We start from the raw sequence: 24,892 nt of genomic DNA, 5'->3' as shown, positions 1-24,892 counted from the left end.
AATGACGAGAAAAAACTGAATATGAGGTTAATGTGATGAAGTTTGCGGTATTAGGTGAAGCATTGATCGACTTTATGATGGGGCGCGATGGTAGCTATCGGCCACACCTTGGAGGATCTCCATACAACGTGGCGATTAGTCTTGCGCGGCAAGGGATGCCGGTTAGCTATTTGTCTAAGCTGTCAGACGATTGTTTCGGCGAGCAACTCGCTAATTCTTTGATTGACGAAGGCGTGGAGCTTGCGAGCTATCCGAGATCGGTATTACCAACTTCGTTGGCCATGGTGACAATAGACTCTGTTGGTCAGCCAAGCTATCGATTGTATCGTGAGGGTATCGCAGACAAAGATACGTCGCTAGATGAGATTTTGGCAAGTCTGCCGGACGACTTGTCTGTATTCCACACCGGTTCGCTGGCGATTACGCCAAGTCAATTGCCCAAAATACGCCGTCTGTTTGACCTACTAAAACAGCGCGGTGTGCTCATTAGCGTTGATATTAATATTCGCTTAGGCGCGAGCTTAGATAAAGCAGCTTATCTAGACGGTGTACGTTCACTGCTACCCTTGGTCGATATTGTTAAAGCCAGCGATGAAGATCTGCAAGCGTTTGCGTTGCAAGGTAGTCCGGCCGACGTTGCGACACTGTTTTATGCTGAGATGAGTGGAGGGCTATTTATTCTGACCGAGGGTAACGGTGGCGCACTGCTGCTGAGTCATGCTGGCAGCATTCGACGCAAGGCTTACCCGGTGGCCAGAGTCATCGATACCGTTGGGGCTGGTGATACGTTTCATTCGGCATTTCTGGCGAAGTTAGTGCGCGATGGTGATATCGATCTAAACGCTGGTAGTCCGGCTGATTGTCTAAAGCGGTGTGAAGATGCTCTTGATTTCGCCTGTGCGGCGGCGGCTATCAATGTTTCAAGAGCAGGATGTTCACCGCCCACGGTCGACGAGGTAAATCACTTTATTTTGTCAGCTGCGCGTTAGGACTTGCGTTTGCTCGGGCCAGATTTGCGTACATGCGTGCGGTCAAGTTCTATTTTAAGCGATTGACCAGATTTCATTACTTCAGTTAGCGACAACAACAGTGAAATGACCATCGAAATCAGGCTAGTGAAAAAAAGTACTTCGCCAGAATGTTGTTGTTCAAGCATCAGCGACAGCATGGCCAGAACACAAAACAAAAAGGCGACAACACCAAACGCTTGCATGTACTTAATTAGCGTAATGCGCATATGCAGAGACTGAATTTGGCTGATTCTATTTGGCGAGAATTCGTCATCAACATTATTGTTTAGTGCGCGAATCACATTCGCTAATGCCAAGTAACGGTTCGTGTACGCCAAAAACAGCAAAGAAATGCCAGGAAACAAGAAGGCGGGGTCAGTAATGCTCAGAATCATAAAGAATACTTGTAGGCTAAAAGGGTTTGACCACGACAAGGATAACAATAGCAATCATCACAACCGCAGGTAATTCGTTCATCCAGCGATAGAAAACATGGCCGTGTGGGTTCTCGTCACGGGCAAGCTTGCGGATGGTGGCGGCACACCAAAAATGAAAAATGACTAGCAATACGACTAAAGCAAGCTTTGCATGCAGCCAGCCACCGCAAAACCCGTAGCCTAACCACAGCCAAAATCCAAACACCAATGATGCCACCATCGCGGGCGTCATGATGCCGTTCATGAGTTTTCGCTGCATGACCTTAAACCGTTCGCGACTTTCTTCGCCCTCTGACATAGAGTGGTATACGAACAGGCGCGGCATATACAAGATGGCGGCCATCCAAGAAATAATTGAGACTATATGAAACGCTTTAATCCAGAGCATAAGACACCTTAAATTTTCAGGCCAAGACTAACATGCTAGTCTTTAAAAAAATAATTCTGATGTAAACCAATTGGCCTGCTTGGGCGTCTTATTGTTTTACTAATACAATTTTGCAGCGGAGTGAGTGATGAAAAAGTTATTAATTGTGGGTTTGACGGTTGTTTTTAGCAGTTCGGCGATGGCATGGGGCAATTGTGACGAAACTAGAAAAATCGACCGCGAGATTGCCGTTGGTGCTGCCACCAAGCTTAATGTTAGAGCGGGAGCTGGCGAGTTAGAGATCAAAGGTGAAAAGCGAGATGACATCGTGATTCGCGCGCGCCTATGCTCTGAAGATGCTGACGCATTAGCGGCTATGGACGTTATGTCCGAGTTGCTTGGCGATACGGTGAGCATCGAGACTAAATACCCTGAAAAAGGCTTGTTTGGCGGCAATAAGTCGGCGCGCATTGATCTAGTGTTGGTTGTGCCTGAAGCAATGGCTTTGAAAGTAGCTGACAGTAGTGGCGATGCCTCGGTGGAGAACGTAGCGGCCTTGCATATAACTGATTCATCCGGTGACCTTGAAATAGATAAGGTAGCTGGCGACTTATGGTTAACCGATTCTTCCGGTGACATTGATATTGAAGATGTGTTGGGCAACGTCGAGTTGACTGACAGTTCAGGCGACATAGAGGCGGAATTTATTTCCGGTAACTTTGTGATTGATGCTGACAGCTCTGGGGATATTGAAATAAGTGATGCGCGTCAAGACGTGTTGATTAAGCGTGATAGCAGCGGGTCAATCGAGGTCAATAATGTTGGGGGCGACTTTACCGTGAAAGCCGATACCTCGGGCGGAATCAAACACGCCAAAGTACTAGGGAAAGTCAGTCTGCCGCGTAAATAAGTCTCTGCAGAGGTTGGTTCATGATTACGAGCTGGCAGGAGTTCCGCTGCGTTACGGTTAGCTTAGATAATCCTCGAGCATAGAGTTCAACATATTGTGCCCAAAAGCAGTGGGCACAATATGACCATCTGGCCGCGTGATTAAGCCCTGTGATTGGTGTTTGTCGAGCAGGGTTTGAATCTCCGTTAGCGACACGTGTGTGCGAGCTTCGAAATCAATGCCGCGGAATCCCTCGGTGAGTCGTAAGGCGTTCATCATGAACTCAATTGGTCGTTGTGCTGGTTCAATTAGCTCACGTGCACCGACCTTGCTTGCCTTTGATAAGTAGCTAGTTGGATGCTTGATTTTCCACGATCGAGTGAGTGCGTCACCGTCGGTCACTTTGCTGTGCGCGCCTGCGCCGATTCCTAAATAGTCACCATATTGCCAGTAATTCAGGTTGTGCTGACAGCGCCGCCCAGTTTTGGCGTAGGCCGATACTTCATATTGTTGATAACTATGTTGAGCAAGCAAGCTTTGCAAATGTTGCTGCATCTGCCATAAGGCGTCGTCATCTGGTGTGACCGGCGGCGCGTGATGAAATAGTGTGTTGGGCTCTATCGTGAGTTGGTAACACGAGAGGTGAGTTGGATTTAGCTCGATGGCTTGAGTTAGGTCGGCGAGAGCTTGTTCGTTGCTTTGGTCTGGCAAGCCAAACATCAAGTCTAAGTTGAAATTATCAAAGCCCGCTGCACGCGCGAAGCGACCGGCATTAAGCGCCTCTTGTGAATTGTGCACACGACCCAGCACCGTTAAATGGGCAGGGTTAAAGCTTTGGATGCCAATTGATAAGCGGTTGATTCCCGCTTCACGAAATCCGGCAAACTTGCTGGCCTCGCTACTGCCGGGGTTGGCTTCTAACGTGACCTCGGCATTTGCTTCAAACTCACAACGTTGGCGCAAGCCATCAAATAAGCGTTGGTAACTGGTTGGGCTAAATAACGAAGGTGTGCCGCCGCCAATAAATACGCTGTGGATCGGGCGGTTAGTGGCCGCTTGCCCAAAATGCGCTAAATCGGCATCCAAATCAGCCAGCAGGGCATCGACATATTGATCTTCGTCAACGTTGCCCCGAGCTTGGTGGGAATTAAAGTCACAATAGGGGCATTTTCGTTCACACCAGGGTACATGAATGTACAGGCTGAGGGGGATCGGCGTCATACCCGAATTGTGTCATGCTTGCCGCGGCAAGCAAAGCCATTTAAAGCGCTTGAATCCAACAGTCTGAACGCTTATGGTTCGCGTTCCACTACTTGTTTTTTCTCATGCTATGAATATCGTTTGCCTTGACTTGGAAGGGGTTCTGATCCCTGAAATATGGATAAATTTCGCTGAAAAAGTTGGCGTCGAAGCGCTTAAAACCACCACGCGAGATATTCCTGATTACGACGAGTTGATGCGTTTTCGTCTCGACCTTTGCACGAAGAACGATTTTCGTATTCAAGATATTCAAGAGGTTATTGCCACCTTGAGTCCGTTAGACGGGGCGAAGCAATTTAGTGACGCGCTGCGTGCTGACTACCAGCTAATTATTTTGTCGGATACTTTTCAAGAGTTTGCGCGACCGATGATGCAACAACTCGATTGGCCTACCATTTTCTGTCATGAGCTGGTGATTGATGAAGAAGGTCGTATTACCGATTACAAACTTCGTAAAGCCGACCACAAGCGCGAAACGGTAAAGCGTTTGCATGAACTAAATTTCAATGTGGTCGCGGCGGGAGATTCCTACAACGACACCACTATGTTGGGCGAGGCGGAGCAGGGCATTCTATTTTGTCCACCGCAAAATGTGATTGACGAGTTCCCACAGTTTCCAGTCGCTGAGAGCTATCAACAACTGCGGCAAGAAATTGACCTGGCTATGAGCAGTATGCCAACGCGCTAAACTTGCTTATTCGACATCACTTGACGCCGATATTCTGAGGGCGAGATGCCTTCGATGGCTTGAAACTCTTTGTTGAAACTTGATTTGGTGCGGAATCCCGAATCGTACATTACCGCTATGAGTTTAGCTGGGGACGGCTCCGCCAATAGTTGTTTTGCGTGAGCTACGCGAAACCGGTTCATGCGTTTTGAGAAGCTCTCTTGGTAGACGTGGTTGATCGCACTGGAGAGCTGTCGGATTGGTATGTTGAGTTGTTTGGCGATCGATTTAAGCGATGTAGAGGCGTCGGTATACGCTTGCTGATTAGTTACAAAGTCTTCAAATTGCGCAACTGTGTGTTTAAATTGTTGGCTTTGTTGGTCGTTGATTGCGGTTTGTCGGAACGATTTATTAGGTCCAAGCAACCAACTGAACTGTGTTGGTTGTCGTAGTAGTTGCAGAATCGCCAAGGCGATTAGCATGAGCTTACCAATCCAATCGAAAATTAGAATGGGGGATTGTTTGAGTGCGCCGCCTTGAGCCAAATTTACATTGATCAGGACTTCACTAATTAGCGATACCCAGAGAATGCCGGTAGCCGCTTTGAGCCATTGAAAGGCGATATTGGCATGTGCGTCTAAATGTTCGAATTGACGACGTCCGAGTCTCGTTCTGACGCTAAGGAGAGTCGCGTAGGTCAGCAAGCTCATAACAATCACTAAATCAATGTCGATCCAAAATTTTTGTATCCCGAGTTCGATACTGACCAGTAGCGCCGGGAGGCAATGGATTAGCTGTGTGACGCTGAAGCGTGGTGTCGGTTCGGCGATTAGACGAAAGTAGCTATAGAATAGCGGACCGATGCAGAGCGCCAAAACCGGCACTAACATTACTATCAGTGTTGGTGCATTGCTGCGACCTTGAGTGATCACTATGGTGATAAAAATTGCATGCACAGCTAGCAGCGCAAAGGTACTGCCGAGAATCCATGCGGGTACACGATTACTCGCGCGTGACATCAACAGGTGCACGGCCAACAGGCCACAAATAAACGCGAAGGTGTATCCTATATTGTCAAACAAGTCAGGCATGGGACTATGGTAGCAAGTCATATTGCGTCCAACCACAATGTTTTAAGACCTAAAACGCGATCTCGGTCGATCTGAAACCACTTTGGTCAGCAGTATGTCGGTAAATTAACTTTCTCGAAAAAAATCGCATGAAAATATTTTTAACCATCATTCTTAGTGTCACGCTTTTGTTTGGTTCGGCGAACTTGTTAGCGGCGGCTGGCGAGTCAACGGTAATTCGCAACGCAACGTTGATTTCAACTATCAGCATGGAAGTACAACCAGGAGTGGATGTGTTGATAGTAGGCGGAAAAATTGCTCAAATCGGGAAAGATTTAATGGTAAGCGCGAGCCGTGAAATCGACGCGAGCGGGCGTTTCTTAATCCCTGGTTTAATCGATGCGCACACGCACTTAAGCGGCGTTCCGGGTATGAGCTATGAGCAAGCTCAAAATAACTCAGATGTGGCGGCGCAGGCGTATCGACAGATTCCGTTGAGCTACCTTTATCACGGATTTACTACGGTCATAGACTTGCACTCGAATGCCGAGTCGATCGCTGCCTGGAATGCGCAAGCGCTCAGGCCAACAGCCTACTTTTGTGGTGCGGCTCCCTTACTGGACGGGTACCCAACTAATTTCATGCCCGCATCAATTCGAGCTCAGGTAACACCGTATTATCTGCTTGGTGATCGGCCGCTGCCAAAGAGCTCTGAGCCGGCGAATCATTCGCCCCAAGCTGTGGTGCAGCGCATGGTTGGTGATGGTGCTATCTGTGTGAAAACGCATTTTGAAACGGGGTTTGGAAGTGTTAAGAACTTACCAACGCCAACAGTTGAACTGATACAAGAGTTGGTGGCGAATGCTCACCAGCAGGGGTTGAAGGTGCTGTTACATGCCAATTCGCAGTCAGCTCAGCAGTTTGGCATCGCCGCCGGAGTAGATGCTTTTGTGCATGGCTTGTGGACTTGGGATGATGCGCATGCAAGCGCGATAAACGACCCCGTTGCGGCTCTGATCGATGATGCGGTAGCGGCTGGCATCGTGCTGCAACCGACCATACAAGTGCTAATGGGGGAGCGAGACTTGCACGACCCTGATTATCTAAACCATAACTCGATTCAGCACGCCGTTCCGGCAAGCTTAGTCAAATGGTACGATAGTCCTGATGGGCAGACGTTTCGGATGCAGATGCGTGAGGTTCCTTATGTACAGCGTTTGCTCGCCGAATCTGGTTGGCAACAAATCAATGCGGCACCTCTTAAGCGTGTAACAGCCGCGACCAAGCAATGGGTTAAGCAAGGTGGCAAGTTGTTTTTTGGTAGTGACACACCGAGTGATATGACTTATGCCAACCCCCCAGGACTCAATGGTCGCATGGAAATGCAGCAGTGGCACGCTATGGGCATTGGGCTTGAGCAATTGTTAGCATCGGCCACCATTGAGAATGCTAAGTTTTTTGGGTTGGCAAAGGAACTAGGCTCGATTGATGTTGGTAAACGTGCGGATATGTTGTTGTTGTCAAAAAATCCGTTATTAACAATTTCAGCCTATGATTCAATCGATTGGGTAATGATTGGTGGTCGAATTAATGCTCGTGAAAAATTGTCGGCGCTTAGCGAATAACGGGCTATTCGCCACCGCGTTTAATGGCCCGATGTGACCGAACCCCACGTTTATCTGGTTTGCGCCGGTCGATGTCTATTTTTGGTTGGCTATCGAGTTGTTGTTTAAGTTTTTCGCGCGCGAGCTGGCTTGCTTGTGTCTCACGGTAGAGGGTTTGCGCCACGGTGGCGGAGCCTCGTTGTTCACTCAAGCCAAGCACCTCTACTTCGAGTAAATACAAGCCTCTCTTTAGCGTAATTATGTCACCGACCTTGACTAGGCTCGCTGGTTTAACAGTCTGTTTCCCGCTCAGAATTTGGCTTGATTTGATCGCTTTTGCGGACAGTTGCCTAGTTTTAAAAAACCGAGCAGCCCATAACCATTTATCAATTCGAACCGACTCAAGCTCTTTAGTTGGCATAATATTTCCGCTGAAAATGCGTTAAAAAACCATTTTTAAACATTAAATTTGATGAATTCCGGCAAAATTGCCACAAATTAGTCATAGTTTAGGTCTATACTTTAATTAGTCGTAAGAACAATAACTTAGCGTAGCAAGTAAAACTAAAAATCACGTTCTGTTTAGATTCTAGTCAATGATTCGACTGATTCATAAGAAATCAGCGATGCCATTGAATTAAGCGATTGAGCTGATGAGTAAGGAGCACAGTTTAAGCATTTCATAAATAAATGAAAGCCTGCGTTACCTGAACGATATCAGCGACACTTAAAGAACGACAAATAGAACGACAAATAATAAGAAGAGCAGTTAAAGAGTTAATAACAATAAAATGTCATGAAAATAAACGCTAACAATCAAAACACGCAATCCCACCGCAGGTCGGCCATGTGCTCGATTGTGCAGGGAATGAAAAGCGTTTTTGTGCTGAGCGGTTTGCTGCTATCGACACTTGGTGGTGCAGCGTTAGCACAAGAGCAAGACCCGTTTGCACCAAAGCCCAGTTTAATGTGGTTATCTGACGATGTCAGTGTCTCTGTATTCGGTGCCGGAGAGTATGACTCTTTTTTGGGTAAAAGTGAGTTCTGGACAGAGAATTGGGGAGTAAGCGCCAAATTACTGCAGAACGACGAAGACGATGTTTTCGGTTTGCCGGAAGACAGCCAATACTTCAATCTCGATGTTAAGCGTCGCTTATTTGGTGCACAAGACAAATCTAATCTCGAGCTTGGCCTAGGTTGGCAGGAACTCGATATTGCTTCGCAACTAGAAGCCAGTGGTCCGAAGGTGTCGGTGAGTGGTCGATACAATATATTCGACTCTTTTCAGGTGTACGGCTTAACCTCTTATTTTCCTGACCTCGTTGATGGCCTAAGCGAAAGTGATGCGACTGGCTATGAATTCGAAGCGGGTTTACTGTATCAGCCGCTACCATCATTGTCGTTGAAGGCTGGTTATCGAGTGTTTTCTCTCGACTTGGAAGACCCTGTCATTGAAGAGTTAGGTTCGAGCTCGGGTTTTCTGCTCGGTACTGATTTAAGCTGGTAATACTAAGCTGGTAGATTGAGCCGGTACTATTAAGCCGCTCAGGGTTGGTCATTAACCCCGAGCGAGCGCAATTGCGACATCCGTTTACATTGCGCGTTCAATACTCATATCTCTACGCTAATAGCTTTTGCAGTAATACAGTCATTTTGCTGGCAGCCACCGCTGCGTTTTCCAGTACATCTTCCAAAGTATCAGGTGCTTGATTTTCATCGCCCAGTGCCAAATTAGTTATGGCTGCTAATCCAAGTACATTGAGGCCACAGTGAACCGCCGCGATTACTTCAAGCACCGTTGACATGCCTACCGCATCGGCTCCCATTACCCGTAACATGCGACGTTCCGCTGAGGTTTCTAGCGATGGGCCTAGTACCCCGGCGTAAACGCCTTGGTGCACCGTAATCTTTTGTGCGCTAGCAATCGCCGTAATCTTTTGACGTAGGCTCAGGTCATAAGGCCTAGACATGTCGGGGAATCGTATGCCCAGCGTTTCGTCTTGACCAACCAATGGATTGTGACCAGTCAAATTCATGTGATCTTTGATTAGCATGACATCTCCGGGGGAGAAGTCGGCATTTAGGCCGCCAGAGGCATTAGTGATGATTAGCGTTTTAGCACCGAGTGCTCGTAACACGTATGTCATGGTGCTAACTTGCTGAGCAGAATAGCCTTCATATAAGTGTTGTCTACCAGCACATAACGCAACAGTTTGTTGGCCATTGCTGATGATTCTCAGCTCGCCATCATGACTGGGGGCAGTGGAGGTCGGCATGCCCGGTATGTCGTCATATTTGATGCTGACGACATCATGGTAGCCAGGTAGGCTTAAGCTAGATAGGCCGGTGCCGAGCACGATAGCGGTATCCAATGGAGCCTCGAGGAGAGGTTTTATGTGGCTTGCCGCTTGCTCGACCAGTAGGTGCAAAGCGGCTGAATTGGGGTTCGACATGGGGCGAATTTAGTAAGTTATGAGTGGTGTATTCTAGAACACTTCTGCCCCTTCAGGCATAATTCAATCTATGCCTAATGTCACACCTAACCAACCATGTTAATCGGGCAAAATGAACTCGACCGCATTCGCGAGTATCGACCTAAAATCCAGCCCGAAGTCAGTTTGATGCGAGCCTCGGTCGCAATTATTTTGCGTGATACCGAATCCGGCACCGAGTTTCTTATGATGCAGCGTGCTCAGCACGAGAATGATCCTTGGTCCGGTCAGATGTCGTTTCCTGGCGGAAAGATCGAGCCTGATGATGCGAGTCCCAGAGCGGCCGCCATACGAGAAGCGTATGAGGAAGTCGGGGCCGATTTATCGGATGCTGACTTGGTTGGTCAGTTAGATGATTTGTATGGATTAAAGGTGGATGGCGTTTACAGCGTACATGTATCCTGTTTTATTTTTAAGCCTAGCAAGACGCTAAGTTTGGTTGGTAATTATGAAGTTGCTGACATGGTATGGTTGCCGCTGAGCTACTTGCATGATGCGGCAAATGCGCATAGTTTTACTCATCCTCTGGATCAAGCGTTTAGTATGCCTGGAGTGATGATTGACGAAGGCAAAAAGCAAATTCTGTGGGGCTTGAGTCTGCGCATGGTTATGGGGCTATATGAATTGTTGGATTGGCCTATGCCGGTGCTGAGTGAAGCACAAAAGGAAATACTCAAAAATATAGAAAAGCGCGAAATGAGTCGCGATAATGTTGATAAAATCACGCGTAAGATAATCAATCGGGGGGATGATTAATATGGCTACTGTGGCTTCAACCATGCCAGAACTTGGTCTGTTAGCAACTGATTTTAGTTTGCCAGACGTAACTAAGAAAAATGCTCTAGTCTCATTGTCGGCGGCGCAGGACCAACCGCTGCTGTTGATGTTTATTTGTAATCATTGTCCTTACGTTTTACATCTTGTTGAAAAGATGACGTCAATTGCTAATGAGGCGCAAGCAAATGGCTTTGCGGTTATGGCAATTTCGTCTAATGACACTGATGCTTACCCACAAGATGGGCCAGGGCCAATGCGGGATTTTGCCAAACAATATGGGTTTCAGTTTCCCTATCTATTTGATGAAACTCAAGCGGTGGCGAAAGCATATGGAGCGGCTTGTACGCCAGATTTTTTTGTTTACAGTCGTGCTCATCGTTTGCAATATCGCGGGCAAATGGACAATTCACGGCCGTCGAACTCGCACGACGTTAGCGGCGCTGATCTAACTGCTGCGCTCGCCGCCGTTTTGGCAGATAAAGCCACGGTCGATGAGCAAGTAGCCAGCATTGGCTGCAGCATAAAGTGGAAACCGGGTAACGAGCCAGACTATTTTTAAGCGGAATGGGCGTCAGACCTTAAAGCGCTGACGCAACAAGTTTGTGAAGTAAGTAACGTGGCGCCGGATACGCTGATGCGGGCTGAGATTCGTCTGTTTATCAGGGTCTGTTATGCTAATTCAAATATTCATTGCCACTAATGGTGGATTAGCTCCTTCCTAGTTGATAACGACTAAGTTGATAACAGCTTAGTTGATAACAGATTAGTCGATAGCAACCTTAGCCCCTAACTAACCCATACATGCACGATGCCAAGTAAAAAGCCCTCACGTTTATTGAATAGTCGAGCTTATCGTAAAGCTAAGTCGGTAGTGACGGCGACCTTGCAAAGCCCAGCTCAATTGCTAGCGTTAGTCTCTGACGCTGGTGCGTTGCGAGCACTGACAAACAACGATCGTTTTGCCAGTATTTTAGAACCGACGAAAACCGCATTTAGGTTGGTCAAGAGCTATGCCCGCGGTGAGTATCGCTCGATTTCCCGTGAGAGCTTGGCGCTGATCGTTACGTCGATAATCTACTTTGTGATGCCAATTGATTTGATCCCAGACTTTATTGTCAGTCTAGGTTTTATCGATGACGTTAGTTTATTGGCGTGGACGCTTAGCTCAGTGTCTCAGGATCTCGATAGATTTAGTGAATGGGAGTCAAACCAACCAGCTAGCGAAGACCCTGACTTGAAACCGTCAACCACACACTTGTTGGAACCATTGCCGAGAGACTAGTCCTGCGTCATTTTATCAAGGGCGCGCTTCAAAATGGATTGATAATGGTTAGGTAAAAGTCGCTGAATTCGGTCTAGCATTTTGGCATCGTTGCCGATGAGAAGCCGCTTTTTATTTTTCACCACCGCTTGGAGTATCTGACGAGCGGCCTCCATGGCGCTAGTGCGGGCGAGCTTGTCGAAGCGATCAGACGAACCCTCTAGTAAAAGAGTTGCCTGTGGATCTAAGGCCTCTCCGGGTCGTGCATTGCGTGCGATGTTAGTCTTGATGCCGCCGGGATGTACCGATGTGCAACTTACTTTGCTGTCACTTTGATCGAGCTCTTGGCGTAATGCTTCGGTCATGCCGCGGACCGCAAATTTACTGGCATTGTAGGCAGCTTGCTCGGGTACACCAATTAACCCAAATAGGCTCGAGAGGTTAACGATATGCCCCCATTCAGCCTGCTCGAGTATCGGAAGAAATGCTTTGGTACCGTACAAAACCCCAGAAAAATTAATGCCCATCAACCATTCAAACTCATCTATGGTGGTATTGGCAAGCGTACCTGATGCCAATGCTACACCGGCGTTATTGATGACTAGATTGATTTGACCGCAGTCTTGATGCACCTGACTCGCATAATCAAACACCGCTTGTCGATCAGAGACATCGAGCAGCTTGCTATGCACCTTGCCACCTTGGTTGGTGATCAGCTCAGAGGTTTCAAGTAAGCCTTGTTGATTGATATCGGAGATCGCAACGTGCGCACCATGCCCCGCCAATTGCAGCGCTAACTCGCGACCGATACCACTGCCTGCTCCGGTGACGACGGCGACACTGTCCATAAATTTTTTCATTGATTCGACTCCACGGCATTAATGCTGGTAGTAAGTTGTTGGTCCGACAAATTCAGAAGAATTTCAGCCAACCATTGTTTGAAATGTGCTCGGTCTCCTTCAGTATTATCAAAGCCAAGTGCTTCTTTGATAGTGTGGCCAGAGACCACTTCGCCGACTAGTGCCAAGGTGATTAACATGACCAAGCGCTTAGTGTTGGCGGGTTGCACGTCGGCATCAATGGTTTGTCGGAAGCGGTGAGATAACTCGACGATACGTTGCATATTTGGTTTTAAAGAACTACTCGCGCCACCTAAATACAGCCAAACAGCGGCACGTCCTTCATCGCCCGGATACACCGTTTCGAGGATCTGTGTAATTGCCGCGACACGATCTTGCGGTGGTGCACTCAATGCCTTATCTATGGCGTTGGTAATGCGTTCGGTTGCGCGCTGCCCAACCCGATGGGCTACCGCATCAATTAAACCTTCGCGTGAACCAAAGTGGTGAATAATATTCGGATGTGCCATGCCAGCTTTTTTTGCTACCGCGCTGATTCGTAAACCGGCAGGGCCAACTTCAACCATAATGGCTTCGGCTGCATCGAGTATCGCAGTTTTAGCGGCTTGTGGGGATTCGTGAGTTTTTCTGGCCATTTAATCGATAAATATAATTGCTTAATCACTTGCTATTGACAGAACTGTCAACAGCTTCTAAAGTATTGTAACTTAGTTTACAGTATTGTAAACACAAATTTAATCGTAACAATTCATCGCGTTGGCAACGTTGGCTAACGCAGGCAATAATTATGAATGCTCACACCAATCCAGCCATCGCGATTCCGCAATCAAACTCCAAGCTCGCGATCGAACCTCGTCGAGTAAAATTCGAGTTCGATGATCTAAAAGAGCGCTTTTTCTATAATGAAAATTCCCTGATAAGCGCACTTTGGGTGGCTATGTCGGCTAGTTTTCCAATTGGAGAGACGGAGTTTATTCATTCCGTAAAACTATTTAGTGATCAAGTCACAGATCCTAAGCTTCAGCAAGAAGTGAAAGAGTTCTCGGCGCAAGAAGCACACCACTCATTGCAACATCGCAAAATAAATAAGTTGTTTGACGATCTGGGGTATAGCACCGCAAAAATTGAAAAAACGCTCAAAGAACAGATGACTGAGCGTCAGCAGCAATGGTCGCCCGAACGGCGGTTAGCGCGCACGGTAGTGGCTGAACATGTCACTGCAATTATGGCGCACTTCGCGTTGACTAACGTTGATTCGATGGGGCATTTTCCAGAGTCGCTACGGAAGCTATTTCAATGGCATGCGATCGAAGAAATTGAACATAAATCGGTTGCCTTCGATGTATATCAACACTGTGTTGGAGACCGTAAGCGCTTGAATCGCGAATTCCGCTACTTTAGCTATTTTGAGTTTCCGTTGAAAATGTCATTAGCAACCCGCTTTTTATTGCGTGACATGGGCTACAAAGCTACATGGCAAGAACGCAAGGAGCTATGGCATTATTTGTTTGGCCCAGACGGTTTAATTAAATCAGTGAAACCGCTGTATATGATGTTCTTGAAGCCAAATTTTCATCCATGGGATCATGACGACTCGGCCTTAGTTGAGCAGTGGAAGAGTGAGCTACAACCTTACTTCTTAGACCATTAAGCCTGTTATGCAGCATTTTGATGCGATTATTATCGGGGCAGGCATCTCGGGAATCAGTGCTGCCTACCATTTGCAGACGCACAACCCGTCTAAAAGCTATGCGATTCTCGAACGTCGTGAATCGCTGGGCGGCACCTGGGACTTGTTTAATTACCCAGGAATTCGATCTGACTCCGACATGTACACCTTTGGTTTTTCCTTTCGTTCGTGGGAGGACAAATCTGCGATTGCTGAAAAAGACAAAATTCTAAGTTACCTACACGATACGGCTAACGAGTTTGGCATAGATAAGCATATTCAGTTTAATCAGCACATTCAGCGTGCTGAGTGGTCGACCGCAGATGCCAGATGGCTCCTAACCAATGAGCAAGGCGAGCAGTTTAGTTGCCAGTTTCTTTATATGTGCGCTGGGTACTATAGTTACGATCAAGCTCACGCGCCGGAGTTCGTGGGCCAGAGTGATTTTAAAGGTGAGGTGATTCATCCGCAGTTTTGGCCCACCGATCTCGACTACCGTGACAAAAATGTAGTGGTTATCGGTAGTGGTGCGACGGCTATTACCTTGGTGCCCTCAATGGCTGACTCTGCGAAACATGTCACTATGGTGCAGCGGTCTCCAACCTACCTCGGGTCTAAACCTGCTGAAGACCCGGTTGCCAATAAGCTGGCGGCATGGTTTGGGCGTTGGGCGGCGCGTTGGTGGTTCATATTGAACAGTATGTTTATCTACTGGATTTCTAAGACCTTTCCGGACTTTACCAAGCGGAAGATGTCGGAAGAGATCCAAAAGATACTTGGTGACAAATTTGATCCTAAACACTTTACGCCTACGTATAACCCGTGGGATCAGCGTGTCTGTTTGTGTCCCGACGCGGATTTTTTCGAGTCATTGAAGTCGGGTAAAGCCAGTATTGAGACTGATCGAATTGAGTGCTTTACGCAAACTGGGCTTAAATTGAAGTCAGGCAAGGAACTTGATGCCGACATGATTGTTACGGCGACCGGCCTGAAAGTACAATTCTTTGGGGGCATGGAGTTTTTTGTCGATAACAAGCCGCTGGATACCAGTGAATCGTATGTCTATAAAGGCATGATGTTGAGCGGGGTACCGAATACTTTCTTGGCGGTTGGTTACACCAATGCATCTTGGACGCTGAAGGTTGATTTAACGCATCGCTATGCTTCAAGGCTAATCAATTACATGGATAAAAATGGCCATCGCATTTGTCAGCCACAGCCTCAAACCGTATTGAATGACACGCCATTGATGGATCTGAGTTCTGGCTATATTCAGCGGTCGCTAGCACAGTTGCCAAAACAGGCCGACTCTAAGCCATGGCGTTTGAATCAAAATTTCATACTAGACAATATGGCGCTGCGTTTTACCAGCGTTAACGACTCGTCGATGAGGTTTTCGTAAGCACTACAGCGGGCGGAGTTGAGCCACGATTCGCGAATTGCCAACAAATCGTTATTTCTAATCTAGCATGCATGAGTTAGCATTCAGGCATGCTTCATTCTCTGTTTTTAATATTTGTTGGCGCTGCGGTGCTTGGAACCCTTGCGCTAATGGCGCGCCAATCCCTCATTATCGGGTATATTGCTCTAGGGATCGTGTTGGGGCCTTGGGGGCTCAAATGGGTTACCGACACTGAGCTCATTCAAGATATATCCAATATCGGTATCATCTTTCTGTTGTTTCTATTGGGGCTGAATTTAAGTCCTAGGAAATTGCTGGTCTTATTGCGGCAAACGATGATTGTGACGTTGTTGACCTCAGCGGTGTTTGCCTCTGTCGGTTGGGGCTTTGCCACTCTGGCCGGTTTCAATATGATCAATTCGGTCATCATTGGTGTGGCCTGTATGTTCTCTAGCACGATCATTGGCCTGAAGCTGTTGCCAACTACAGTGTTGCATCATCGTCATACTGGCGAGGTGATTATTAGTGTTTTGTTGCTTCAAGATATGATCGCCATCGTCGTTTTGATAGCTTTTCAGGCTGCATCTTCCGAATTAAATACCTTGGTCGAATTAGCCAAGTTAGCGGTTTTTCTACCCATGTTGGTTGGGGGCGTGTGGGTATTTAAGCACTTGGTGTTGCTCAAACTATTAGCGAAATACGACCGCATTCAAGAATATGTGTTCTTGCTAGCGTTGGCGTGGTGCTTGGGTATTGCGCAACTGGCGCATGCGATTGGCTTCTCACATGAAACCGGTGCTTTTATTGCAGGAATAACGGTGGCTACGAGCCCCATTGCGCTATTCATCTCAGAGAGCCTTAAGCCGCTGCGAGATTTTTTCTTAATTTTGTTCTTTTTTGCTCTTGGTGCGGGGTTAAATGTGTCGGAACTTGATCAGATTTGGCTGCCAGCGGTACTGCTTGGGGGAGCCATGTTAGTGCTCAAACCCGTGGTATTTCGGTTCGCGTTGCACCGAGTCTCGGAAACATCGAAATTGGGCTGGGAGACGGGCTTTCGATTAGGTCAAATGAGCGAGTTTTCACTTCTGATTGTGTTTGTTGCTTTGCAAAGCGCACTTATCGAACCGACGGCTGTGTACTTTGTGCAGTTGGCCACCTTAGTTACCTTTATTGGGTCCAGTTATTCCATCGTATTACGTTATCAAACTCCAATTGCGGTGTCAGAGCGCCTGCGAAGAGACTAATGGCTAGTATTATTTTCGGGTGTGGCGACGTCGGTAGGCGTATTGCTAAGAAGCTAATTGAATGCGGTATTGATCGTTCTAGCATTATTGGCTATGTGCGGACCGCTGAGACTGCAGAGGTGTGTTCGCGGCTCGGCGTGTTGGGATTGCGTGTTGATCTGGATTCTCTCAAGCGCGACTTGTCGCTTTGTCAAAATGGCGAGCTTTTTTATACAGTGGCGCCACCGAAGGTAGGCATTGTGGACTCACGCACCGAAAACCTGCTTAGACATTTTGTCGATGCTGGTGTAAAACCAGCGAAAGTGGTGCTCATTAGTACTACAGGAGTGTATGGCGACTGCGCTGGTGAATGGGTTACTGAGCAGGCTCCAACCCAACCGAGCACAGACCGAGGTAAGCGGCGTTTGGATTCAGAGCGGCGATGGTTGGCGTGGGGAAAACAGGTTCGCGTGCCGGTGGTGATACTCCGGGTGCCGGGTATTTATGCTTACAGTCGACTGCCTAGAGAGCGACTTAAGGCGCGTACTCCGGTAGTGCATGCACATGAATGTGGGTTTACTAACCGAGTTCATGCTGATGACTTAGCGTCGATCTGCGTTGCCGCCATGCATCGCGGAGCAAGTGGTGAAGTGTACAATGCAAGCGATGGAACGCCGGGTACAATTTCTGAATTCTTGCAAGCTGCTGCGCATGTACTGGGTATGGATCCTCTGCCTGAGATTTCTATGCAAGAAGCGCAACAATTGCTGTCTGACGGCATGCTGTCGTACCTTAGCGAGTCACGTAAAATAAGTAATGCCAAGCTGTTAAACGATTTATCGGTAGAGCTCAATTACCCAGATTTCATGCAAGGCATTAAGTACTAAAAACTACGTCACTTTCCCCCGAATAATCGCGCTGAGAAAAGTGACGTACATGGTTTAGATGTATTTAGTTTACATGCTATGCGCTGTGGTTAGCCGCAGTGGAAATGGTCTTTGTGTCGATAGCAATCTCGATTGCGGTAATAGTACTCAGAAAACCCTGGGCTGGGGCAGCGAGCGGAAGAACGCGAGCGGTATTGATTGTCGCGGCCGCCGTAGTAATATTGGCGACTATAGTCGTTACGATACGAGTCGTGTCGATAACTGCGACGATCATATTTTCTGGATTGATGCCGATCATAGTGACGATTCTGGTAACGTTTTTCGCGATAGTGCTGGCGATGTTGGCGTTTTCGATGATCATCATGAACGCCAATGCTAATGCCGGGTAAGTCTAGGTGTAGACTGCCTTTTGCCATGGCTGTGGTGGGCGTTAAGCCAACCAAGAGAATAAGCCCCAAACTGGCGACCGAAAGGTGGGATAACATTTTCATAGGAACCTCCTAGTGATTACGATGATTCCACTTTACGGGAGGTCAGCTGAACCTAAACTGAACCAATATGAAGCCTAACTATCGAGACTATTCATCTATTGTGGTGCTGACCGGCGCCGGTATTTCGGCTGAGTCCGGCATTAAAACTTTTCGTGCCAGCGACGGGCTTTGGGAGGAGCATCGCATCGAAGATGTAGCGACTCCAGAAGGGTTTGCGCGCGACCCGATGCTTGTCCATCGATTTTACAATCAACGGCGTGAACCGCTGTTACGGGGCGCGATTGATCCGAATCCAGCTCATGTTGCATTGGTTCAATTAGAGCAAAAGTTTAATGGTGATTTTTTACTGGTCACTCAGAACATAGATAATCTACATGAACTCGCTGGCTCTTCAGGCGTTCGGCATATGCATGGCGAGATTCTCAAAATGCGCTGCACTGTCAGCGGCGAAATATTTGCTTGTCATACCGCGATCTCAGTGGATTCGGTGTGCGCTTGTTGCCAACGAGCCGGGAGTCTCAGGCCTCATATTGTGTGGTTTGGTGAAATGCCACTGTATATGGACGAAATCTATTCAGCTCTGGCATCGTGTGACTTATTTCTATCTATCGGAACATCTGGAAATGTCTACCCAGCCGCTGGATTTGTACAAGCCGCTAATCAGGCTGGCGCAACCACTATTGAAATTAATCTAGAGGCTTCATCGGTGGCTAGTGAGTTCGATCATGCAGTTTATGCGAAAGCCGGTGAGGCCTTGCCCAACTGGGTTGCATCGTTTCTATCTTAATCGAGTAAATGCTGATCTAGTTATCTAAAATTGGCACGCTTCGTGCTTCGCGAGGTCATATCTGACGATGCTGGATTGTCAGTGGGTTTTTTCGAGGTAATGAAATGAACGCAAAACACCATTCTATTCACAGTCAAGTGACTGCGAACGCCGTGCGTATGTATACGCATCGTATTCTATTAATTGAGAACGTAAAGCAGTTTTCCAGCTCAGATTTTCTGGCAGAAAAGTTACGTGATCAAAATTTTGAAGCACTGGAGGTCTCCGAGTCGGCCAAGCAATTGCTGGATAAAGTTAAAGTTATGACGCCAGATGTGCTTATTCTGTCGGTCGAATCATTGGACCCAGAAACCTTGCAACAACTGGTTGAGATCAACGACATTGCGCCACTTCCAGTTATTGTATTTGCCCGTAGACACGCGCCAGAGCTGGTTCAGAAGGTGATTGAGGCCGGCGTAAGCTCGTATGTTGTTGATGATGTTCGGGCACACCGGCTGCCTGTGATTATCGATCTCGCGGTGTTTCGCTTCAATCAAATGCAAAGCTTGTGCACAGAGCTTAACGAAACTAAGGCAAGGCTATCGGATCGAAAATTAATTGAGCGTGCCAAAGGCATTTTGATGGAACAAAAGCAGCTAACTGAGAACGAGGCGTACACTCAAATGCGACGTTCGGCGATGGATCACGGGCAGACAATGGTGGAATTGTCGAAGCGAATTATCGAGGTAACTGAAATATTGGCATGATACTTAATCGTGCATTTCAGTCATCGATTGCACCTTTGTGGGGCAGGGTATCGCCCCGCAAAGTCTGATTAGCCCGACCAAAAGCCGACTAAAGGGAGTTAGCTGAGCTTTGAGAGTTGGCACACTTCGTGCTTAAACTAAATCACAATCTTAACTCACCTCTCTGCTAAAAAACTTTCTGGAGCAAGGATACTCGCAATAGGCCGCAGTCGACGCATAGCCTACTCTTCCTGATTTTCCAGCACCGATAACTTATCGGTGGCATCCGACAACAACGACGTTCGACTGATGCCAAGCAATGCTCAAATCATACTCTGCTGAGATTTCATTCGGCTGAGTTTGCCAATTTTTATTCACCGCACTCAGTGCCTCTCTTCAATATGCTCGTTTTGGGGTTATTGGGTCGATCATCTATTTTTCTAGAGGTTGCTCTATGTTTCGTCAAGTCACACATAAATTCCTGTTAACCATTGGGCTTGCCTTTTTCGGTCAGGCTAGTTTTGCCGAGCTCGGAGAGCCTGAGAAGGACGAGTTAACATTCGGCTTTATTAAGTTGACCGACATGGCGCCCATCGCAATTGCCTATGAAAACGGCTATTTTGAGGATGAGGGTCTTTACGTAACGATCGAGGCACAAGCTAATTGGAAAGTGTTGTTGGATGGTGTAATTGACGGCAAACTCGATGGTGCTCATATGTTGGCGGGGCAACCATTGGCGGCGACCATTGGGTACGGAACCAAAGCGCATATCGTCACACCGTTTTCGATGGATTTAAATGGCAACGGTATTACCGTATCCAATGAAATCTGGGCTCAGATGAAGCAATACATTCCCGTGAAAGATGGAAAGCCGGTTCACCCGATTAAGGCCGACTATCTTAAGCCAGTGGTTGAAAAATTCAAGGAGGAGGGCGAACCATTCAAGATGGGTATGGTGTTTCCTGTTTCCACGCACAACTACGAGCTACGATATTGGTTAGCCTCAGGTGGAATCCATCCAGGCTATTACGCTCCGCATAAAGGTGACACGGCAGGTAACATCGACGCCGATGCTTTACTGTCGGTGACTCCGCCGCCACAAATGCCATCTACGCTTGAAGCTGGAACCATTCATGGCTATTGCGTTGGCGAACCGTGGAATCAACAGGCCGTGTTTAAGGGAATCGGTGTGCCAGTGATAACCGACTATGAAATATGGAAGAACAATCCAGAGAAAGTCTTTGGGATGACTCAGGAGTTCACTGAAAAGTATCCAATTACAACCATTCGAGTGGTCAAGGCGCTAATTAGAGCGGCTAAATGGCTTGATGAAGATGACAACGCGAATCGGCCTGCCGCGGTCAAAATTCTCTCTCAGTCCAATTACGTCGGAGCGGACGAAGATGTTATTGCAAACTCAATGACCGGTACTTTTGAGTATGAGAAAGGCGATAAGCGCAATGTGCCAGACTTCAATGTGTTTTTTCGTTACAACGCTACCTACCCATATTACTCAGACGCCATTTGGTACCTCACTCAAATGCGTCGTTGGGGTCAAATACCCGAACCGAAGTCGGACGATTGGTATATCAAAACCGCCTCGGATGTATATAAGCCAGATTTATACGCGCTTGCGGCAAAGGAACTTATCGATGAAGGGACTTTATCTGCCGATGAATTTCCTGATTTTGCAACAGAGTCAGGTTTTAAGCCTGAGCAGACTGAGTTTATCGACGGCATAAGCTTCGATGGTCGTCAGCCCAATGCCTATTTAGAAAAGTTTGCAATTGGTCTTAAAGACGAGACGTTGTAGTAACTTCAATTTCCATCGAGTGCCTATTTATTATGACTATTCCATCAAACCAAGTTGCTAACTCTCGGTTGAGCAGTTTGATCCCTGCGCTAAAGCGGTATGTGATGTCAATTGACATCAAGTCATTGCTTTACCCGCTGCTTGGCTTGTTCTTTTTCTGTCTTTTATGGGCATACACTGCCAGTCAAATTGACACTTCTCTGGGCACCTTTCCTGGGCCGGCGCAAGTTTATGCTCAAGCAGCAGTGTTAGTCGAGGAGCATCAGGTAGAGAAGCAAAAAGCGGAAGCATTTTATCAACGCCAAGAAGTACGTAATGCCAAGAAGCTAGAAAAAAAACCAGATGCGAAGATCAAAATTCGTAAATACACAGGTAAGGAGACTTTCTTCGATCAAGTTTTAACCAGCCTTAAAACGGTAATGTTCGGTTTTTTAATTGCGTCTCTCATCGCCATTCCAATCGGAATTGTGTGTGGCTTAAGTGATGGTGTTTACAAGGCGATCAATCCGCTTATTCAGATTTTCAAACCAGTATCACCACTCGCATGGCTACCGCTAATTACGATGGTGGTTAGTGCGGTCTATGTTAGCGAAGACCCTTGGTTTGAGAAAGCCTTTCTAAATTCAGCGTTTACGGTTGCTTTATGTTGTTTGTGGCCAACTTTGATTAATACAGCTGTAGGCGTTGCCAATGTCGACAAGGACTTGCTTAACGTAAGTCGTGTGATCAAATTACCAGCGCTCATGCACGTAAGGAAGATCATTTTACCAGCCTCAATTCCGATGATTTTCACCGGTTTACGATTGTCGCTTGCTACCGGTTGGATGGTGTTGATTGCGGCTGAGATGCTCTCTCAGAACCCCGGTTTAGGTAAGTTTGTTTGGGACGAATTCCAAAACGGATCATCCGATTCTTTGTCACGAATTATGGTGGCGGTGGTAGTAATCGGTTTGCTTGGCTTCGCACTAGATCGTCTGATCTTGTTGGTACAACGTTATGTTAGCTGGGACAAGCTGGCGGTACTTCGATAATAGAGGCCGGGAGCCAAAATGATGAATAAATTTCTAGAAATATCGCGAGTTGGAATCGAATTTCCAACATCTAATGGTACTTATTGTGCTTTGTCCGATGTCGATTTTCATATTAATGAAGGTGAATTCGTGTCGATAATTGGCCACTCCGGTTGCGGTAAATCAACCGTCCTGAATATTGTTGCGGGTCTGTATCAAGCGACTTCCGGTGGCGTTATTTTGGATGGCAAAGAAGTGAATGAGCCGGGGCCAGACCGCGCAGTGGTTTTCCAAAGTCATGCTCTCATGCCATGGCTAAGTGTGTATGACAATGTGGCGCTTGGCGTCGAGCAGGTATTTAAAGGAAATAAAACGCGCGCTGAAATGATGGAGTGGGTAGAGCATAACTTGCGCCTCGTTAAGATGGATCATGCAACTCAAAAGATGCCGCATGAAATCTCTGGTGGTATGAAGCAACGTGTTGGTATTGCGCGCTGCTTGGCGATGCAGCCTAAGGTGATGTTAATGGATGAACCATTTGGTGCGCTTGATGCACTGACCCGAGCAAACCTACAGGACTCGGTGATGGAGATTCAGAAAGAGCTAAATACGACCGTTATTCTAATCACGCATGATGTTGATGAGGCGGTATTGATGTCCGACAAAATTGTCATGATGTCGAATGGTCCGGCTGCCCGCGTAGGCGAAATATTGGAGATCGACCTAGCGCGACCACGAGAGCGTTTAGCCTTGGCGAAGAGCGATAAATTCAACTATTACCGGCAACAAGTTCTGTCATTTCTTTATGAAAAGAAAGGTGTGGTGGATTTTGATGCCGCTAAGAAGAAGATCGAAACCACACCGGCAGAATCCGCTCAAGCGTCGAGTAACGATGAGAAGGTGAGTTAGTTGCCGCGAACTTAGCATCATTGCGTGCTGCCGATTACCCTTTTAACTAAAACCAAGCGCTGGTTGATCAACCCCTATGCATATGAGTGAATTATGAAAAGAGTCTATTTGGTTATTGCAATATGTATCGTTTGTGGCAATTCAAACGCCCAAGATAACGCAAAAGATGCAGGTAAAGTTTATGGCGATTTTCGTTTGCGATACGAGTCGGTTCACCAAAGCAACGCCTTACAAGACGCCGATGCGCTGACGCTACGTAGTCGGCTTGGCTATAAGTCAGCGGATTGGTCCGGTTTGTCAGCTACGCTAGAGGTCGAAGATAGTCGGAGCCTAATTGACGATTTTAGCGTGCCGCCAGCCGGAGTAAAGCCTGGGCGGTATTCGGTGATTGCTGATCCTGAGGTTACTGAAATCGATCAGGCGTTCGTGCAATACACAAGCAGTATGGTGACAGCAAAGGTGGGTCGTCAGGTGTTTACGCTCGACGGGCATCGCTTCGTTGGGCACGTTGGCTGGCGTCAAGACCGACAGACATTCGATGGTGTTGTAGTCGCAGTCAAACCGATTGATGGTTTAGTGGTTAACGCGGCATACCTGAATAAACGAAACCGTATTTTTGCTGAAGAAGCGGATATAGACAGCAAGGACGTAATTCTCAATACATCGTATCAAACACCGTTCGGTAAGTTGGTCGGGTATACCTACTTACTTGAGGTCGATAATGGCCTGCCCAATGCGCTCGATACGTATGGCGTGAGTTTAAGTGGCGCGGTCGCTATGGCTGAATCTAAGCTTTTGTATGCGGCCGAATACGCTAAGCAAGAGACTAACAATGTATTCGATACCGATTATCTACTGCTGGAAGGCGGTGCTGTGTGGTCAGGTATTACCGCAAAGCTCGGTTACGAAGTGCTGAGTTCCGACGATGGCGCTAATGGCTTTGCAACACCGTTGGCGACATTACACAAATTCAATGGCTGGAGTGATCAGTTCTTGGTGACACCTAATCAAGGACTCGAAGACGTGGTGCTTTCAGTTGCTGGCCAGTTCGCCGGTGGAAAATGGTTGGCTGCCTATCATGATTATTCGTCTGATTTACCGCTCAATGGCGTGAGTGATCTTGGTGATGAAGTTAATGTGCAATACACGCGCGGCATCAACAAGCACTTCTCTGCGGGCATAAAGTTTTCGGCCTATTCGGCTGGTGATGCAGCCTTTGGCAAAGTTGACACCGATAAGCTCTGGGTTTGGGCTGGCGCAAAATTCTAAGGTAATAGTACTT

27 protein-coding genes are annotated in these 24,892 nt (G+C 47.3%); 18 read left to right on the top strand and 9 right to left on the bottom strand.

What is annotated here, in order from left to right:
- Positions 1-35 precede the first annotated feature (35 nt).
- Positions 36-989, top strand: a complete 954-nt coding sequence (locus tag DFR28_RS04295; RefSeq protein WP_113953040.1) for a PfkB family carbohydrate kinase — start codon at positions 36-38, stop codon at positions 987-989.
- Here the strand turns inward: DFR28_RS04295 and DFR28_RS04290 are convergent.
- Both DFR28_RS04290 and hemJ read right to left on the bottom strand, forming a co-directional pair.
- Positions 986-1,405, bottom strand: a complete 420-nt coding sequence (locus tag DFR28_RS04290) for a DUF2721 domain-containing protein (RefSeq protein ID WP_211316856.1) — start codon at positions 1,403-1,405, stop codon at positions 986-988. The two genes, DFR28_RS04295 and DFR28_RS04290, sit on opposite strands and share 4 nt — an antisense overlap.
- Before the next feature lie 16 nt (positions 1,406-1,421).
- Entirely contained in the window at positions 1,422-1,835 is a 414-nt protein-coding gene (gene hemJ, locus DFR28_RS04285) for a protoporphyrinogen oxidase HemJ (protein ID WP_113953039.1), read from the bottom strand.
- Between the two features lie 127 nt (positions 1,836-1,962).
- On the opposite strand from hemJ, the gene DFR28_RS04280 reads away from it, so the two are divergent.
- Positions 1,963-2,724: a DUF4097 family beta strand repeat-containing protein gene (locus DFR28_RS04280; protein ID WP_113953038.1), complete on the top strand. Its 762-nt coding sequence runs from the start codon at positions 1,963-1,965 to the stop codon at positions 2,722-2,724.
- Positions 2,725-2,781: 57 nt separating this feature from the next.
- On the opposite strand, the gene hemW is transcribed toward DFR28_RS04280, so the two are convergent.
- Entirely contained in the window at positions 2,782-3,924 is a 1,143-nt protein-coding gene (hemW, locus tag DFR28_RS04275) for a radical SAM family heme chaperone HemW (RefSeq protein ID WP_113953037.1), read from the bottom strand.
- A 109-nt stretch (positions 3,925-4,033) separates the two neighbouring features.
- On the opposite strand from hemW, the gene thrH reads away from it, so the two are divergent.
- The gene (gene thrH / locus DFR28_RS04270) at positions 4,034-4,651 is read left to right on the top strand and encodes a bifunctional phosphoserine phosphatase/homoserine phosphotransferase ThrH (protein ID WP_113953414.1); all 618 of its coding nucleotides are present in this window, start codon (positions 4,034-4,036) and stop codon (positions 4,649-4,651) included.
- On the opposite strand, the gene DFR28_RS04265 is transcribed toward thrH, so the two are convergent.
- Complete coding sequence (locus DFR28_RS04265) at positions 4,648-5,721, bottom strand: AraC family transcriptional regulator (RefSeq protein WP_170131968.1); 1,074 nt, start codon at positions 5,719-5,721, stop codon at positions 4,648-4,650. The genes thrH and DFR28_RS04265 overlap by 4 nt on opposite strands.
- 128 nt (positions 5,722-5,849) lie before the next feature.
- Between DFR28_RS04265 and DFR28_RS04260 the strand changes: the two genes are divergently transcribed.
- A complete protein-coding gene (locus DFR28_RS04260) occupies positions 5,850-7,325 on the top strand; it encodes an amidohydrolase family protein (RefSeq protein WP_113953035.1) in 1,476 nt (491 codons plus the stop codon).
- Positions 7,326-7,329: 4 nt separating this feature from the next.
- Here DFR28_RS04260 and DFR28_RS04255 read toward each other — a convergent pair whose 3' ends face one another.
- Entirely contained in the window at positions 7,330-7,725 is a 396-nt protein-coding gene (locus DFR28_RS04255) for an RNA-binding S4 domain-containing protein (RefSeq protein ID WP_113953034.1), read from the bottom strand.
- Positions 7,726-8,172: 447 nt separating this feature from the next.
- Here DFR28_RS04255 and DFR28_RS04250 point away from each other — a divergent pair, with 447 nt between their 5' ends.
- Positions 8,173-8,811 carry a YfaZ family outer membrane protein gene (locus tag DFR28_RS04250; protein WP_170131967.1) on the top strand — a complete coding sequence of 213 codons (639 nt, stop codon included), beginning with the start codon at positions 8,173-8,175 and terminating at the stop codon, positions 8,809-8,811.
- Between the two features lie 112 nt (positions 8,812-8,923).
- On the opposite strand, the gene DFR28_RS04245 is transcribed toward DFR28_RS04250, so the two are convergent.
- Positions 8,924-9,757, bottom strand: coding sequence for a purine-nucleoside phosphorylase (locus tag DFR28_RS04245; protein WP_113953032.1), 834 nt, complete (start codon positions 9,755-9,757; stop codon positions 8,924-8,926).
- A 96-nt stretch (positions 9,758-9,853) separates the two neighbouring features.
- Between DFR28_RS04245 and DFR28_RS04240 the strand changes: the two genes are divergently transcribed.
- From DFR28_RS04240 to DFR28_RS04230, 3 genes are all read left to right on the top strand, one after another.
- On the top strand, positions 9,854-10,552 hold the full coding sequence (locus tag DFR28_RS04240) for an NUDIX hydrolase (RefSeq protein WP_113953031.1): 699 nt from the start codon (positions 9,854-9,856) through the stop codon (positions 10,550-10,552).
- Between the two features lies 1 nt (position 10,553).
- Positions 10,554-11,132, top strand: a complete 579-nt coding sequence (locus tag DFR28_RS04235; protein ID WP_113953413.1) for a thioredoxin family protein — start codon at positions 10,554-10,556, stop codon at positions 11,130-11,132.
- Positions 11,133-11,381: 249 nt separating this feature from the next.
- Positions 11,382-11,855 carry a YkvA family protein gene (locus DFR28_RS04230; protein ID WP_113953030.1) on the top strand — a complete coding sequence of 158 codons (474 nt, stop codon included), beginning with the start codon at positions 11,382-11,384 and terminating at the stop codon, positions 11,853-11,855.
- On the opposite strand, the gene DFR28_RS04225 is transcribed toward DFR28_RS04230, so the two are convergent.
- Together DFR28_RS04225 and DFR28_RS04220 are read right to left on the bottom strand one after the other, a co-directional pair.
- Positions 11,852-12,694 (bottom strand): SDR family NAD(P)-dependent oxidoreductase, encoded by an 843-nt coding sequence (locus DFR28_RS04225; RefSeq protein ID WP_113953029.1) that lies wholly within the window; start codon positions 12,692-12,694, stop codon positions 11,852-11,854. The genes DFR28_RS04230 and DFR28_RS04225 overlap by 4 nt on opposite strands.
- Positions 12,691-13,329, bottom strand: a complete 639-nt coding sequence (locus DFR28_RS04220) for a TetR/AcrR family transcriptional regulator (RefSeq protein WP_113953028.1) — start codon at positions 13,327-13,329, stop codon at positions 12,691-12,693. Before DFR28_RS04220 ends, DFR28_RS04225 begins: the two co-directional genes overlap by 4 nt.
- 152 nt (positions 13,330-13,481) lie before the next feature.
- Here DFR28_RS04220 and DFR28_RS04215 point away from each other — a divergent pair, with 152 nt between their 5' ends.
- The 4 genes from DFR28_RS04215 to DFR28_RS04200 all read left to right on the top strand — a co-directional run bounded on the left by DFR28_RS04215 (position 13,482) and on the right by DFR28_RS04200 (position 17,875).
- Complete coding sequence (locus DFR28_RS04215) at positions 13,482-14,345, top strand: metal-dependent hydrolase (RefSeq protein ID WP_113953027.1); 864 nt, start codon at positions 13,482-13,484, stop codon at positions 14,343-14,345.
- 7 nt (positions 14,346-14,352) lie between these two features.
- Positions 14,353-15,765 (top strand): flavin-containing monooxygenase, encoded by a 1,413-nt coding sequence (locus DFR28_RS04210; RefSeq protein ID WP_113953026.1) that lies wholly within the window; start codon positions 14,353-14,355, stop codon positions 15,763-15,765.
- Positions 15,766-15,854: 89 nt separating this feature from the next.
- The gene (locus DFR28_RS04205) at positions 15,855-17,009 is read left to right on the top strand and encodes a cation:proton antiporter domain-containing protein (RefSeq protein WP_113953025.1); all 1,155 of its coding nucleotides are present in this window, start codon (positions 15,855-15,857) and stop codon (positions 17,007-17,009) included.
- Entirely contained in the window at positions 17,009-17,875 is an 867-nt protein-coding gene (locus DFR28_RS04200; protein WP_113953024.1) for an SDR family oxidoreductase, read from the top strand. The genes DFR28_RS04205 and DFR28_RS04200 overlap by 1 nt, the downstream gene beginning before the upstream one ends.
- An 89-nt stretch (positions 17,876-17,964) precedes the next feature.
- On the opposite strand, the gene DFR28_RS19570 is transcribed toward DFR28_RS04200, so the two are convergent.
- On the bottom strand, positions 17,965-18,366 hold the full coding sequence (locus tag DFR28_RS19570) for a splicing factor U2AF large subunit (RefSeq protein WP_147250923.1): 402 nt from the start codon (positions 18,364-18,366) through the stop codon (positions 17,965-17,967).
- A gap of 67 nt (positions 18,367-18,433) precedes the next feature.
- Here DFR28_RS19570 and cobB point away from each other — a divergent pair, with 67 nt between their 5' ends.
- From cobB to DFR28_RS04165, 6 genes are all read left to right on the top strand, one after another.
- Positions 18,434-19,153: a Sir2 family NAD+-dependent deacetylase gene (cobB, locus tag DFR28_RS04190; protein ID WP_113953022.1), complete on the top strand. Its 720-nt coding sequence runs from the start codon at positions 18,434-18,436 to the stop codon at positions 19,151-19,153.
- A 104-nt stretch (positions 19,154-19,257) separates the two neighbouring features.
- Positions 19,258-19,899, top strand: a complete 642-nt coding sequence (locus DFR28_RS04185) for an ANTAR domain-containing response regulator (RefSeq protein ID WP_113953021.1) — start codon at positions 19,258-19,260, stop codon at positions 19,897-19,899.
- Positions 19,900-20,332: 433 nt separating this feature from the next.
- Positions 20,333-21,691: a CmpA/NrtA family ABC transporter substrate-binding protein gene (locus tag DFR28_RS04180; RefSeq protein ID WP_113953020.1), complete on the top strand. Its 1,359-nt coding sequence runs from the start codon at positions 20,333-20,335 to the stop codon at positions 21,689-21,691.
- Between the two features lie 104 nt (positions 21,692-21,795).
- Positions 21,796-22,722, top strand: a complete 927-nt coding sequence (locus DFR28_RS04175) for an ABC transporter permease subunit (RefSeq protein ID WP_113953412.1) — start codon at positions 21,796-21,798, stop codon at positions 22,720-22,722.
- A 21-nt stretch (positions 22,723-22,743) separates the two neighbouring features.
- Entirely contained in the window at positions 22,744-23,610 is an 867-nt protein-coding gene (locus DFR28_RS04170) for an ABC transporter ATP-binding protein (RefSeq protein WP_113953019.1), read from the top strand.
- Between the two features lie 93 nt (positions 23,611-23,703).
- The gene (locus tag DFR28_RS04165) at positions 23,704-24,879 is read left to right on the top strand and encodes an alginate export family protein (RefSeq protein ID WP_113953018.1); all 1,176 of its coding nucleotides are present in this window, start codon (positions 23,704-23,706) and stop codon (positions 24,877-24,879) included.
- Positions 24,880-24,892 lie beyond the last annotated feature (13 nt).

Source organism: Arenicella xantha (assembly GCF_003315245.1).
In the GTDB taxonomy this organism is placed as follows: domain Bacteria; phylum Pseudomonadota; class Gammaproteobacteria; order Arenicellales; family Arenicellaceae; genus Arenicella; species Arenicella xantha.
Note: the sequence above shows the minus strand (reverse complement) of the source record. Positions and strands in the feature narration are given on the sequence as shown.